The following is a 13,318-nucleotide window of genomic DNA, read 5'->3' on the forward strand; positions in this document are numbered from 1 at the left end:
AGCAGAAGTGGGAACCGGTTTTGCGTTCGGGAATGCGTAAAAACAAATAGTTACAGCGGTTCCAACCATTCAATATTAACTGGAACCGCTGCAAGGCAATAGGGCAATAGGTGAATAAGTCAGTATGTTTACTTATGCCTTTACTAAGGGGACTACATAATGACTGGTTTTGATATCACGCTATTGATTTTGGCCGCACTTGTACTGGCAACGCTGTTTGCAGGGATCAAGACGGTGCCGCAGGGTTACAACTACACGGTGGAACGCTTTGGCCGCTACACGCGCACGCTTATGCCGGGCCTTAACCTGATCGTTCCGTTTTTCGACCGGATCGGCGCAAGGCTCAATATGATGGAGCAGGTGCTTGATGTGCAGACACAGGAAGTCATCACACGCGACAATGCCATTGTCGGTGTTGATGGCGTGGCCTTTTATCAGGTGCTGAACGCGGCTCAGGCCGCCTATCAGGTATCGGATCTGCAATATGCAATTCTCAACCTCACCATGACCAATATTCGTAGTGTTATGGGTTCGATGGATTTGGACGAACTGCTTTCTAACCGTGATGCAATCAATGATCGCCTGCTGCGTGTTGTCGATGAAGCCGCACACCCTTGGGGTCTGAAAATGACCCGCGTCGAAATCAAAGACATCAATCCACCTGCCGATATTATCAGTTCGATGGGCCGCCAGATGAAGGCCGAACGTGACAAGCGTGCACAGGTTCTTGAAGCAGAAGGTGACCGCAATGCGCAGATTTTGCGCGCTGAAGGTCAGAAGCAGTCGCAGATTTTGGAAGCAGAAGGCAAGCTTGAGGCAGCAAAGCGCGAAGCTGAAGCTCGTGAACGTCTGGCTGAAGCTGAAGCCAAGGCGACCACAATGGTTTCCGAAGCGGTTGCAAATGGCAATGTTCAGGCGCTCAATTACTTTGTGGCACAGAAATACACAGAGGCACTTAGCAATATCGCGAGCGCCAAGAACCAGAAAGTCATTCTGATGCCGCTTGAGGCGAGTGCACTTATTGGCTCTCTGGGCGGTATCGGAGCAATCGCCAAGGAGGTCTTTGGCCCCAGCAACAATCCGGTTGATCCAACGCCTGCTGCATCTGCTCCGCGCTCGCGCAGCGTACCAACCACCAATCGCAGTTAGTCAGGCAGGGCGTCATGATTATTCATTTCCTGTCACAGCTTGGGCTTTGGGGCTGGTTCGTTTTAGGACTTGTCCTGCTCATTCTGGAAATTATGGCGCCAGGCTTTTTCTTCATCTGGTTCGGCCTTGCCGCACTTGTCACAGGTGGGCTCGCCTTCCTGCTCGGCTCAATTATCGGCTTTGGCTGGCAAGTGCAGACTGTGCTGTTTCTCATTCTGGCCATTGCGTTCGTGCTGGCAGGCCGACGCTTTTTCGGCTTCAATGATCAGCAGGAAGAGCCGCTGCTCAACCGTCGTGGCGACCAGCTTGTCGGTCAGCGTGCGACTTTGAATGAGCCTATCGTCAATGGACGCGGGCGTATCCATATCAACGACACGACATGGCGCGTCAGAGGCCCTGACCTCCCCGCAGGCACAGAAGTGCGCGTCGTGTCCTTTGATCCGATTACTCTGGAAGTTGAAGTGACAATTTAAGGCAGTAAGGCTAAGAATCCAGCCTGTTGTTTAAATGCTACGGGATGTGATCGCATCCACAGCAAAACAAACTGCCCTATTCCCCTAACCTTTAAGCGGTTCCAGTTAGAGCGCCGATCTGATTGGATCAGATCGGCGCTCTAATTATCTGTTTTAACGCGCATCTTTGTCCGAAAACCGTTTCACACTTTTTGGGGTGCGCTCTAATATTGAATCGTTCGAACCGCTATAACTATTTGTTTTTACGCATTTCCGAACGCAAAACCGGTTCCCACTTTTGCCGGAAATGCTTTAAGCCACCCCAATGCGCAGCAGATCATGGAAGTGCACGAGGCCAATCGGTCGATTGTCTTCAACCACAATCAGTGCACCAATATGGTGCTCGTTGAGTATGCTTAAGGCAGCGCTGGCAAGCAGATTCTGATCTACCGTCCGGGGCTTGCGTGTCATGATATCATCGACAGAAAGTTCCGAAAGATTGCGGCTCAGATTGCGCGAAATATCACCATCGGTGACAATTCCAGCCAACGTACCGTCGTCGTTGACGACGATCACGCAGCCAAAGCTCTTTTGAGCCTGAACTTTCATGGCATCTGGCATCAATGTGCCTACTGTGACCAGCGGCAGACGTTCGCCCTTATGCATGATCTCGCGAACATGGGTAAGGCTCGCGCCAAGCGAACCGCCCGGATGGAAAGTCTTGAAATCTGTCGGGCTGAAACCGCGTGCTTCAAGAAGTGCTATGGCCAGTGCATCACCAATGGCAAGCTGCATCATTGTCGATGTCGTCGGCGCCAGACCATGCGGGCAGGCTTCCTGTGCCTTTGGCAAAATCAAAGCGACATTTGCAGCCCTTCCAAGCGCGGATTCTTCGCCCGCCGTAATGGCAATCAGCGGAATGCGGAAGCGTTGCGAATAATTGACGATACCTTTGAGTTCAGCCGTTTCGCCCGACCATGAAAGGGCGAGGATCACATCATCACGGCCAACCATCCCAAGATCACCGTGATTGGCTTCTGCCGAATGCACAAAGAAGGCCGATGTCCCGGTGGAGGCAAACGTGGCAGCAAGCTTGGTGCCGATATGGCCGCTTTTGCCAACACCAGTCACAACCAGACGGCCCTTTGAGGCAACAATCGTCCTGACTGCTTCCGCGAACGGGGCAGAGAGGCCATTGTTCAGCGCTTCTTCGAGCGCCACAAGGCCCGCATTTTCGGTCCGGATCGTGCGCAGAGCCGAGGCAATCAAATCCTCCGCAGGCGCGGCTTCTTGTGTCGTATCGAGCTTTGTCATGACGCAAACGGTTAGCGCCTTCATTGCTGCTTGTCCAAGCATTTGTTGCCGCACATTACCAACACTCAAAAGGCAATTATCAATAAAGAATTAACCATGTCCGTTTACCGTTCACTTACCACGTTGCAACGGTTTGAAGACAATATGCTTTTTGCCAATTCCCCATCCGGCGGATCATCGCCTTTTGCCCGCAGGTTGCGATGCCTGCTGCTGGCTGGGTGTGCTTTGGTAATCAGCAATTCGACGGCCTTTTCTCAGGATACCCAGCTGCGCGGCAGCACAGATGAAGATAACCTCTCCGTTTCTTCACCCGACCAGACCGCAAATCGCGATATTGACCCAGTCGACCCGAACGCGCCCGCATCAGCTGATTTCGCGGATAGTTCCTACACGCCACCTGCCGACAGCACTGCCCAGCCACAGTCCACCGAACCAGCACAGGCAGCACCAGTTGCGGACGGGGAAGTTCAGCCCTTCCTTTCGACGGACAATATGCGCGTCGGTGCGGTTACAACGGAAGAACAGAATGACACCGGTCGCGCACGTCGCGAAAACCTGCCCGCCATTCCAGAGCAAGGTCGCCGTGCAACGCCTGAAGCTGATCCCTTTGCACCCTTAGGTGTTCGAGTAGGCACATTCGTGCTGCGCCCGACACTTGAACAGGGCATTCGCGCGACAACAAATGGCGATAACAGCTCAACCGGTTCGAGCGCCATCCTCTCGGAAACAACGCTGCGCCTCAATGCAGAATCCGATTGGGGGCGTCATCAGGCAGCGCTGGACGCTTCAGGCACTTTGAGCAAGTCGATCTCCGGTCAGGACGTGTCGGAGCCACGCGTCGATGTTCAGGGCAATCTTCGCTTTGATCTCAGTGACCAGACAACAGTCAATGCGGGTGCGGGCTACAAACTGCGCCGCGAAAGTGCATCAAGCCCTAACGGTGTAACCGATGCTCTCAAACGCCCGCTTGTTCACACCATCAATGGTAGCCTTGGTATTGAACGCGACACCGGTTTGCTTTTTGGTCGCGCAACGGGTCGTGTCGAACATGAAATGTATGGCGATGCAGAACTATCTTCGGGTGGCACCGTCAGTCAGAAAGATCGCGACAACACCTATGCCAGCATAACGCTGCGCGGTGGCTTTGCCATTTCACCCGCACTCAAGCCCTTTGCCGAAGTTGAGCTGGGCAAGCGCATGTTCGATGAACGCCAGGACAGCAACGGCTATGAACGCAGTGGCTCACAATATGCGGTGCGCGGCGGATTGATGTTCGACCGGGGTGAAAAGTTCAACGGTGAATTCTCTGCGGGTTTCATGCGCGCCAATAGCGATGATTCCCGACTGAGCGATGTCAGTGGGCCATCGCTTGCAGCTTCCATCAACTGGTCGCCTTTACGCGGAACTGATGTGCAACTTTATGCGCAAACCATGGTCGATACCTCTACGACACCGGGCGTTTCTGGTGCGCTTCTGCATTTTGCGAGCCTCGAAGTCACGCGGAAGGTGCGTTCAGACCTGAGCTTCAACGGTAAGCTTGATCTTAATGTCCGCGACAACAAGGATGGCACAGGTACCGACTATACAATCGGCGCTCAGGTCGGCGCGACTTACTGGATCAATCGTTTTGTCGGCATCGATGCGCGACTGCGTCACGAGTTTCAGACCAGTCAAATCTCGGATCGTGAATATCATGCCAACAGCATTTATGTCGGCATGAAAGTGCAACGCTAAACACGAACAAGAAAAAAGGACGGCTTTCGCCGTCCTTGCTGTTTTTAGTCCCACTGAGGGGCGAGCCCATCCGGGCTGACAATGCGTCCCTCGGGCTTGGCAAGCGCGTGGATCGCCTGCATTTCCGGCTCAGTTAATGCAAAGTCGAAAATGGCAAGATTTTCCCGAATGCGGGCTTCGCTAACCGTCTTGGACAGCGCTATCACATTATCCTGCTGGACCAGCCAGCGAAGAACCACCTGCGCGACCGACTTGCCGTGCGCTGCAGCTATGTCCTTGAGGACTGAATCGCTAAACACCTTGCCGTCAGCCATCGCATAATAGCCGGTGATCGACATGCCTGCAGCGTGAGCCGCTTCAATCACGGCACGCTGGCTCAAATACGGGTGATATTCGATCTGGTTCGTCACCAGCGGCAGATCGGAAAGCGCCTTCGCTTCTGCCATCAGTGCAGTGTTGAAGTTCGATACCCCAATGTGACGAACCTTGCCAGCCTTTGCCACTTCGTTGAGCGCACCGATCTGCTCGGCAAGCGACACAGCCGCATTAGGCCAATGCAGAAGCAGCAGATCAACATAATCGGTCTTGAGCTTGGCAAGGCTTTCATCAACAGACGCGATGAAAGCATCGTGCTTGTAATTATCAACCCAGACTTTTGTGGTCAGGAAGATGTCACCGCGCTGGATGCCGGACGTCGCAATTGCCTCACCAACTTCGGCTTCATTGCCATAAATCTGCGCGGTATCGACATGCCGGAAGCCAGCCTTGAGCGCGTATGGGACGATGCGAAGCACATCCTCGCCGGGCATACGGAAAGTGCCTAGGCCGAGGGCGGGAATGGTGGCACCATTTGTTGTTACGTTATGCATTTGTTTGTTTTTCCCTTGATTTTTATGCGGTAGCGATGCGGGTTTCGGAACGGCGATCAAGCGCGCCGCTTAGAACTGTAAGAACCAAAGCACCGCCAACCAGAATTGCACCAACCCATGGGGTGGCTATAAGGCCAAGCTGGCTTTCCACCACCAGACCTCCCAGCCAAGCGCCAAGCGCGATGCCCAGATTGAAGGCAGCAATATTGAGTGCAGAAGCGACGTCGACAGCACCGGGACGGTGTTCCTTGGCGAGCTGCACGACATAGAGCTGCAGGCCGGGAACATTCGCGAATTGCAAGAAGCCGAGAGCGGCAAGTGTAATCAGCGTGAAGAGCGGCGAAACCGCGCTGAAACTGAACAGCACCAGCACAATCGCCTGCAACACAAACAGTACGGTCAGTGCACGAACCGGATTGTCATTTGAAATGCGGCCACCGACGATGTTGCCGATAGCAATTGCAATGCCATAGAACATCAGAATGTAACTGACGGAACCTTCCGAGAAGCCGGTAATATCTTGCAGGATCGGCGTCAGGTAGGTGAATGCCACAAATGTGCCGCCATAACCGAGCGCGGTCATGCCGTAGACGATCAGCAGGCGTCCTGAGCCAAGCACACGCAGCTGATCCATGAGCGATGCAGGTTCAGCCTTTTGAAGAGTGCGCGGCAGAAGTGCCGCAATACCGACAAGTGCGACGATACCAATTGCCGAAACAGCCCAGAAGGTTGCGCGCCAGCCGAAATTCTGGCCGATCCAGGTGCCAAGCGGCACGCCGGTTACGATTGCAACCGTCAGACCCATGAACATCATGGCGATGGCAGAACCGCGTTTGTTTTCAGGCACGAGATCGGCGGCAATGGTTGCACCGACTGAGAAGAAGACACCATGGGCAAACGCCGAAAGCACGCGTCCAATCATGAGGATTTCATAGCTTGGTGCCGAGGCTGCAACCATGTTGCCTGCAATGAACAGTGCCATGAGGCCAAGCAACAGTGGCTTGCGTTCAAGACGACCAGTCAGAGCGGTCAAGATCGGAGCGCCGAAGGTAACGCCAAGCGCATAAACGCTGACGATCAATCCGGCGAGTGGAAGAGTGATATGCAAATCCGAAGCGACCGTCGGCAGAAGACCGACAATCACAAATTCGGTTGTCCCGATCGCATAGGCCGCGATCGTAAGCGCGATAAGAGCAACAGGCATGGGAGGGGTTCCTGAAATTGTTGTTGCCCTGATATCGCTCTCTGGATACCAAATGATAAGACTGATAATATCAAATACAGCTGTTCATTAGATTCACAGGTGATCGTTTGGATAATCGCTTCGGTGAAATGGAAGTCTTCGCGCGTGCTGTAGCGACGGGTAGTTTTTCTGCTGCCGCCCGCCAGCTCAACATGACGCCGTCCGCAGTAAGCCGTCTCGTCTCACGGCTGGAAGATCGCTTGCAGGTGCGATTGCTGGTGCGGTCCACAAGAAGCCTGACACCCACACCGGAAGGCGAGGTCTATCTGGCGGAAGCGCGCGGCCTGCTGGACAAACTCACGGAGATGGAAGCTCGGATTACCGATGGTGCACAAGCGGCAGTGCGTGGCCCATTACGGGTCAGTTCGACGGTCGGCTTCGGTGCTACCGTGATTATGCCACTGGTACCGGAGTTTCTGAAGCTTTATCCAGAGGTCGAACTCGACATAACGCTCAACGACAGCATTATCGATCTCTGGCAGGAACGCACCGATCTGGCAATCCGCTCAGGTGCGTTGAAGGATTCGGCTTTGAAAGCCCGTCCCATCACACTGATGCGACGGCTCGTGGTGGCCTCCCCGGGCTATCTGGAAAAACACAGCACGCCTCAAAGGCCAGAAGACCTCAAAGCGCATAATTGCCTACGCTATAATTTTCAGCCAAGCGAGTGGGAGTTCGCGGACCCGCAAACCGGCCAGATCGTTCGACAGGTGGTTTCTGGAAACTTTCTCGGCAGCGACGGCACGATCCTGAGACGTATCTGCATCGAAGACGGCGGACTGATGAAAACGGGTGAACATACCGTCTCGGATGATCTTGCATCGGGGCAGCTGGTGGAGGTGCTTGCGGCATGGTCGCCTGCCGAGCCTGAGAAAATCCATGCGGTTTTTCCCGGCCACCCTCACCTTGCCGCGCGCATCCGCGCCTTTATCGATTTCCTAGCGGCAAAACTTTGATTTTGGATCGCATCGGGCCAGCCATTCGCGAAAGAATACCGTCTTTAAGCACCAAGCGGTGAAACAACGCGGCCGATATATGCGCGACAATCAAAATGCACAGACCCCATGAAAGCAGGCTGTGCAGCGCGTTTGCAGGTGCCATCATCCATTCCACTTTCTCTCCAGTCGCAGGCACGATATTGATGCCCCACTGCTCGCGTCCCTTGCCGCTGCCATAAGCGCGAAACAGCGCGAGTGCTGGAATGGCAAACAACAGTACATAGAATGCATTGTGTGCGACACGCGCCAATTTACCCATGGGTCCTGCTGCATGCGGAGGACGTTGGTTGCGATTGATAAAAGTCCAGACGGCCCGCACAACAACCAACACAATCGTCAGAAGCCCGACAGTCCCATGCCCCGGACCGAAACCACTGATCACATCAAGCACAGGCGATGGGCCAACCAGTTTCCACGACAGGATCATCACGAACTGCCAGAGCAGAATATAGGCCATGGCCCAATGCAGAGCACGGCTCACAAGTCCGTAGCGCTCTGGTGAATCGATCCAAAGCGGCGCTTTCGTGCTCATCAGACTATCCCTTTCGGCCTAATGCCCAGGCCAAGTAGGGTGCACCGACCAGAGCTGCGAAAAGGCCAAGAGGCAATTCATAGGGGAAGGTCGCATTGCGCGAACCAAGATCGGCAATCACCATCAATAGCGCACCAAGCACCGCCGAGGCGATCACATGCGAACGGGCCTGATCAAAGCCCATACGACGCGTCATATGCGGCGCCATCAGACCCACAAAGCTCAAAGGCCCGACCAGCAATGATGCAGCCGCACTTGCAATACAGGCCAGAAAAATTGTGAGCATCCGCGCCCCACGCACGGGTAAACCGAGCGAGATCGGAATGGTCTGTCCCAACGGCAGGATCGTCAGCCAGCGGGAAGCAAGCAATGCCAGCCCAATCACACCAAACGTCAACACAACAAGAAAGATCGCACTTTCAGGCGTTGCCGTGGCCGATGAGCCGCTAAGCCATGAAAGGATTTGCCATGAGCGCTGATCGCCGATGGAAAGGAAGATGCTCAGAATGGCTGAAGCGAGCGAACCAACCGAAATACCAGCGAGGAGCAAGCGTGCGGATGACAACCTTCTGCGGCTCGCAAAGCTCAAGACCACAAGCATGGCAATCAATGCGCCGATACCAGCGCAAAGCAGCAGTTGCGCATTGTTCGGTGCCGCAAAAATTGTGAGTGCTATGGCAAAGCCAATGCCTGCACCACCACTGACGCCGATCACTTCAGGGCTTGCAAGCGGATTACCGGTCAGGCGCTGCAGAACTGCGCCTGCCATGGCGAGCAGGCTTCCGGCAGCAGCGGCGGCCAGAAGACGGGGCCAGCGTAAAGGTAAAATCTCACCGAAGTCTTCGCCCGTCAGAAGCAACCAGCCCTGCGGTGTCCGCGCCAGTGCGAGAGCAAGAAAGGCAGCAACCAGCAGTGCTGCGAGTAGCACAACAAGTTTCACATTGGATGCACGCTTGACGATTTGCGCAGGCGAAGACTGTTGCGACGAGGCCGTCCGCACACGCGGAATAAGCCACAATAGCAAAGGCCCGCCGATGAGCGCGGTAACTGCCCCTGTCGGGAAAGTTTCGCCAAGATTAGCGCCGAAAAGCTGCACCGCACCGTCGCAAATCCAGAGGAGACACGCGCCTGCAAAGGGCGAGGCCAGCAGAATGGAACTCGGCTTTCTGACACCGAAGCCACGCACGATTGCTGGCGCCGCAAGACCGATGAAACTGACAAGACCGACATTGGCAGCAACACTCGCGCTAAGAATCACGGCAACCGCAACGACCGTCACGCGAAGCCATGCCAACGGAACGCCCAGCGAGCGAGCGCTGCTATCGCCAAGGCCTGCGAGTGTCAGCGGGCGGCTCAGCATGATTGCAGCAATGAGGCAGACAAAGAATTGCAGCGCAAGCGCAATGGTCGATGACCAATCCTGTTGGCTCAGCGAACCACCATTCCATGTCACCAGCGACATGAGATACTGGCCCTGCGATAGCGTCATTGCTGCGGAGATTGCGCTGCACGTGACGCCAATCAGAAGACCGGAAACGACCATCGTGACCGGCTCAAGCCGATTGCGCCAGCCTAGCAGAAACACGATTGCAGTGGCCACGCCTGCACCGGAAAGCGCCACTATCCACCGAAACTGATCAAGTACGGTTGGGAAGAAAAGCGTTGCAGTTACGATCGCCAGCTGCGCACCCGATGACACACCCAGGGTCGAGGGGTCCGCAATCGGATTGTTCAAAAGCCGCTGTAACAAGGCACCAGCCAACCCCAGAGCTGCACCAGCAAAAATCGCCACCGATGCGCGTGGCAACAATGCATAGGCCAGAATGACCTGCTCGGTGCTCATACTTTGCGGATCAAATGGAAGCGCAGGCCACTCGCCAAATGGAAGAAAGGCGTTGGCGTTCCAGAGAAACAATCCAAGAGCAATAGCAACGCCGATTACGGCGCTCGAAGTGAGTTTGCCAATGGTCACAGGGATGTCTCCCCACTTGCCTGCAAGGCTTCTTTCAGAAGCCGGGCAAACCGCAACCCCGCAGTTATGCCGCCATAGGGATTGATATTATCAAGCATATAAACCCGGCCTTCTCGGACCGGCTTAAGCGACTGCCATATCACGCTGTTGCGCAGGCTGTTGCGCGATTCAACTGGAATATCCGAGATAATGACGATGCGAGCATCAGGGTTTGCTGCCAGATTTTCCAGCGGAACGGGGGCCGCAAATGTAAAGCGCGAGCGATCCGTCCAGGCGTTTGGCAGACCAAGCCGTTCCAGCACATCACCAAACATACTGTCATTGCCGAAAGCGCGGAAATGGCGCGCATCGCCAATATTGATCAGGTAGGTCGGGCGCGATGCAAAAGGCTTTAACGTCTCTTTGGTCTCGGCAATAAACTTCGCCTGAGCCTCAATAACACTTGAAGCTTTGGCGCTGAGTTCAAGCTTATCGCCTAGCGCCGTTACAGCTTGCAGCGACTTCTCATAGGGCCCCTCGCCGCGCACGTAAAACGGCAACGTCATGATCGGCGCCATCGATTTCATCGCCTCTTCATGCCGGGTATAGAAAGGGGAACTCAGGATCAGATCAGGCTTGAGCAGATAGAGCAGCTCGAAATTCGGTGAGCCACGCAGACCAAGATCGACAACCGAAGCAGGCAATTGCGGCTCAACCGCATCTTCACGAAACCGGATCAGCTCGGTTGCTGCAATCGGCGTGACACCCAATGCCACCAGACATTCGAGCATGGCCCAATCGATTGCCGCAATGCGTGCAAATGGATTGGCGCGCGCCACATTCGGCAAAGCCAAAACCGCCAGAAGGCCAAGAGCTTTCCGGCGGCTTAGTTTCAAATCAGAGAATATCGATCCGCGCTGCGGGTCTGTTACCATGTAAATGTCAGCTTGCTCATATAGGTTCTGCCGTCACCATAGTTACATCCGAATGAACTGCAACTTGCGACATACTTCTTGTCCGCAATATTCTTGATATTCAGCGACGCTCTGATGCCATCCTTCTGATAGTGGATCGCAGCATCAGTCAAAGTGACCGCATCCAGATCATAGGTGTTTGCGGTATCTCCATAACGCTGGCCGATATAACGCACACCACCACCAACACCAAAACCTTCAAGCGCTGAACCTTCCTGGAAGGCATAATTCAGCCAGACGCTTGCCGCATGTTCTGGAACGTTTGCGGGGCGATTTCCGTCATCCTTGACGCCAACGATTTCCGCCTTCATGTATGTATAAGCTGTGCGCAGGTCGAGGCCTTGGGCAAGACTGGCCACACCTTCAAGTTCCAGCCCCTTAACCTGTACTTCACCGATCTGTTCAGTAGTGGTTGTACCGTTGGGCAGAGAGACGGTATTTGGTACATTCTGCTGACGCAGGTCATAAACGGCTGCTGCAAAATAACCATCCCAGCCATTTGGCTGGTAGTTTACGCCCGCTTCCCATTGCTTCCCGGTGGTCGGCTGTAGCACGCCAGCAGTCGCCGAGACAGCAACAGGTTCGAACGAGGTTGCATAGCTGACATAGGGCGCGATGCCATTGTCAAACACATAACCGAGGCCTGCGCGACCGCTCAGCTTCTGATCATCCTGATCAAGTGGTCGCGATATATTGGTGTTTCGGTTGGTCGAGGTGCCGCGTGTCGATGCCCAATCCTGACGTAACCCAACAGTCGCGCGCCAGTTTTCATAGACGAGTTCGTCCTGTGCATAGATACCGACTTGTGTCATACGGGAATCGACAAGCGTGTTCACGGTTGGCTTTGCCGTCAGATACTTGATCGGGCCGCCATAAACAGGGTTGAAGGCGTCGAGTGGCGTCGCGCTCCAGAACTGGGTGCCAGCATTGTTGTCAAAGTAGCGGTAGTCGATGCCAACAAGGAATTTGTGTTCCACCGGACCTGTATCGAACTCGGCGACAAGATTGTTATCGATGTTGAACGTGTTCAAACGCTCGTTCTGAACAGTTGCAGTCCTGTTGATGGTACGACCGTCCTTGGCAAGCCCAGTCGACGCCATACCAAGCGCAGTATAATCCCAGCGCTGATTGGTGTAGCGCGTATTTTGTCGGAAGGTCCACGTTTCATTGAGACGATGCTCAAGCTCATAGCCGAGATTGACGACGTTACGACTTGAATCATCATAGCTCGGATCGCCAACAGAGAAATCTCGCGGCAGGCTGTAGCTGGTCGCGTTCAGCGTAAGCTGTGGTGGCAGCCCCGAAGGTGAGCTTGGGTTGTCATGCTGAAAGCTGGTGAGGATCGTGAGCTTAGTGTCTTCATCGGGCTTCCACGTGAATGCAGGCGCGATAAAGTAACGATCATTGTCGAGATCGTCCGTCTGCGTGCCAGCCTTGCGCACCATGCCTGTGAAGCGATAGGCGAACTGGTCACTTTCCATAACCGGGCCACCCACATCGAAGAAGGTGCCGTAGGTGTTATAGCTGCCAGCCTGCACACCGATCTCGCCGAATTTCTCAAAGGTCGGGCGCTTGCTGATCATATTGATGAGACCGCCGGGATTGCCCTGACCGAACATCACCGAAGCCGGGCCACGCACAACTTCGATGCGCTCAAGCATATAAGGATCAACCGCTGAAGCACCCGCCGTGCGCATCAGGCGGAGACCATTGAGAAACTGCGCCTGACGACCATCGAAACCACGGATCAGCGGCGAGTCAAACCGCGGATCAGAACCATAGGGCTCTGAAACCACGCCCGGTGTGTAGCCAAGTGCCTGTCCGAGGGTCTGTGCGTCCTGCGCCTTTAGCTGATCCGCCGTAATAACCGAAATAGACTGTGGGGTCTCGACCAGCGGAGTGCCGGTCTTGGTCGCGCTGATGCTGGTTTTGGCGACATAACCTTTGACGGGAGCTGTGGGATCTTCCGAGCCGCTGTTCACGACAATCGGCGCAAGCACGGTGGGACTCGTGGTTTCCTGCGCACGTGCTCCAACAATGGTGGCAACCGTCGCGCCGGAAAGCATGACAACCGATAATGCGTGGCGGTTTCGGGCCAGAAT

At 54.8% G+C, this 13,318-nt stretch carries 11 protein-coding genes; 4 read left to right on the top strand and 7 right to left on the bottom strand.

The genetic code is table 11. The features are described 5' to 3' along the window. Window positions 1-159 precede the first annotated feature (159 nt). Both QBD00_RS09775 and QBD00_RS09780 read left to right on the top strand, forming a co-directional pair. Window positions 160-1,149: an SPFH domain-containing protein gene (locus QBD00_RS09775; protein ID WP_151093035.1), complete on the top strand. Its 990-nt coding sequence runs from the start codon at window positions 160-162 to the stop codon at window positions 1,147-1,149. Between the two features lie 14 nt (window positions 1,150-1,163). Then, complete coding sequence (locus QBD00_RS09780; protein WP_318579327.1) at window positions 1,164-1,622, top strand: NfeD family protein; 459 nt, start codon at window positions 1,164-1,166, stop codon at window positions 1,620-1,622. Window positions 1,623-1,913: 291 nt separating this feature from the next. Here the strand turns inward: QBD00_RS09780 and QBD00_RS09785 are convergent, their stop codons facing one another. Then, window positions 1,914-2,915 (bottom strand): KpsF/GutQ family sugar-phosphate isomerase, encoded by a 1,002-nt coding sequence (locus QBD00_RS09785; protein WP_151093204.1) that lies wholly within the window; start codon window positions 2,913-2,915, stop codon window positions 1,914-1,916. A gap of 96 nt (window positions 2,916-3,011) precedes the next feature. Here QBD00_RS09785 and QBD00_RS09790 point away from each other — a divergent pair, with 96 nt between their 5' ends. Next, window positions 3,012-4,649 carry an outer membrane beta-barrel protein gene (locus QBD00_RS09790; RefSeq protein ID WP_412535007.1) on the top strand — a complete coding sequence of 546 codons (1,638 nt, stop codon included), beginning with the start codon at window positions 3,012-3,014 and terminating at the stop codon, window positions 4,647-4,649. Window positions 4,650-4,693: 44 nt separating this feature from the next. Here QBD00_RS09790 and QBD00_RS09795 read toward each other — a convergent pair whose 3' ends face one another. Together QBD00_RS09795 and QBD00_RS09800 are read right to left on the bottom strand one after the other, a co-directional pair. Then, on the bottom strand, window positions 4,694-5,518 hold the full coding sequence (locus QBD00_RS09795) for an aldo/keto reductase (protein ID WP_318579328.1): 825 nt from the start codon (window positions 5,516-5,518) through the stop codon (window positions 4,694-4,696). 22 nt (window positions 5,519-5,540) lie between these two features. Continuing rightward, the gene (locus tag QBD00_RS09800; RefSeq protein WP_151093041.1) at window positions 5,541-6,722 is read right to left on the bottom strand and encodes an MFS transporter; all 1,182 of its coding nucleotides are present in this window, start codon (window positions 6,720-6,722) and stop codon (window positions 5,541-5,543) included. A 107-nt stretch (window positions 6,723-6,829) separates the two neighbouring features. Between QBD00_RS09800 and QBD00_RS09805 the strand changes: the two genes are divergently transcribed. Then, window positions 6,830-7,717, top strand: coding sequence for a LysR family transcriptional regulator (locus QBD00_RS09805; protein ID WP_318579329.1), 888 nt, complete (start codon window positions 6,830-6,832; stop codon window positions 7,715-7,717). On the opposite strand, the gene QBD00_RS09810 is transcribed toward QBD00_RS09805, so the two are convergent. The 4 genes from QBD00_RS09810 to QBD00_RS09825 are packed head-to-tail and all read right to left on the bottom strand — an operon-like array spanning window position 7,689 to window position 13,282. After that, the gene (locus QBD00_RS09810; protein WP_318579330.1) at window positions 7,689-8,291 is read right to left on the bottom strand and encodes a cytochrome b; all 603 of its coding nucleotides are present in this window, start codon (window positions 8,289-8,291) and stop codon (window positions 7,689-7,691) included. The two genes, QBD00_RS09805 and QBD00_RS09810, sit on opposite strands and share 29 nt — an antisense overlap. Window positions 8,292-8,295: 4 nt before the next feature. Continuing rightward, window positions 8,296-10,263 carry a Fe(3+)-hydroxamate ABC transporter permease FhuB gene (fhuB, locus tag QBD00_RS09815; RefSeq protein ID WP_412535008.1) on the bottom strand — a complete coding sequence of 656 codons (1,968 nt, stop codon included), beginning with the start codon at window positions 10,261-10,263 and terminating at the stop codon, window positions 8,296-8,298. Further along, complete coding sequence (locus QBD00_RS09820) at window positions 10,260-11,177, bottom strand: iron-siderophore ABC transporter substrate-binding protein (RefSeq protein ID WP_318579331.1); 918 nt, start codon at window positions 11,175-11,177, stop codon at window positions 10,260-10,262. Before QBD00_RS09820 ends, fhuB begins: the two co-directional genes overlap by 4 nt. Continuing rightward, window positions 11,171-13,282, bottom strand: a complete 2,112-nt coding sequence (locus tag QBD00_RS09825) for a TonB-dependent siderophore receptor (RefSeq protein ID WP_412535012.1) — start codon at window positions 13,280-13,282, stop codon at window positions 11,171-11,173. Before QBD00_RS09825 ends, QBD00_RS09820 begins: the two co-directional genes overlap by 7 nt. Window positions 13,283-13,318: the final 36 nt, after the last annotated feature.

The organism is Ochrobactrum sp. AN78, assembly GCF_029909885.1.
In the GTDB taxonomy this organism is placed as follows: domain Bacteria; phylum Pseudomonadota; class Alphaproteobacteria; order Rhizobiales; family Rhizobiaceae; genus Brucella; species Brucella quorumnocens.

What these genes read in the sequence shown, in the direction of transcription:
- QBD00_RS09775 (WP_151093035.1), top strand. Translation starts at nt 160, where the DNA reads ATGACTGGTTTTGATATCACGCTATTGATTTTGGCCGCACTTGTACTG.
- QBD00_RS09780 (WP_318579327.1), top strand. Translation starts at nt 1,164, where the DNA reads ATGATTATTCATTTCCTGTCACAGCTTGGGCTTTGGGGCTGGTTCGTT.
- QBD00_RS09785 (WP_151093204.1), bottom strand. Translation starts at nt 2,915, where the DNA reads ATGACAAAGCTCGATACGACACAAGAAGCCGCGCCTGCGGAGGATTTG.
- QBD00_RS09790 (WP_412535007.1), top strand. Translation starts at nt 3,012, where the DNA reads ATGTCCGTTTACCGTTCACTTACCACGTTGCAACGGTTTGAAGACAAT.
- QBD00_RS09795 (WP_318579328.1), bottom strand. Translation starts at nt 5,518, where the DNA reads ATGCATAACGTAACAACAAATGGTGCCACCATTCCCGCCCTCGGCCTA.
- QBD00_RS09800 (WP_151093041.1), bottom strand. Translation starts at nt 6,722, where the DNA reads ATGCCTGTTGCTCTTATCGCGCTTACGATCGCGGCCTATGCGATCGGG.
- QBD00_RS09810 (WP_318579330.1), bottom strand. Translation starts at nt 8,291, where the DNA reads ATGAGCACGAAAGCGCCGCTTTGGATCGATTCACCAGAGCGCTACGGA.
- QBD00_RS09820 (WP_318579331.1), bottom strand. Translation starts at nt 11,177, where the DNA reads ATGGTAACAGACCCGCAGCGCGGATCGATATTCTCTGATTTGAAACTA.
- QBD00_RS09825 (WP_412535012.1), bottom strand. Translation starts at nt 13,282, where the DNA reads ATGCTTTCCGGCGCGACGGTTGCCACCATTGTTGGAGCACGTGCGCAG.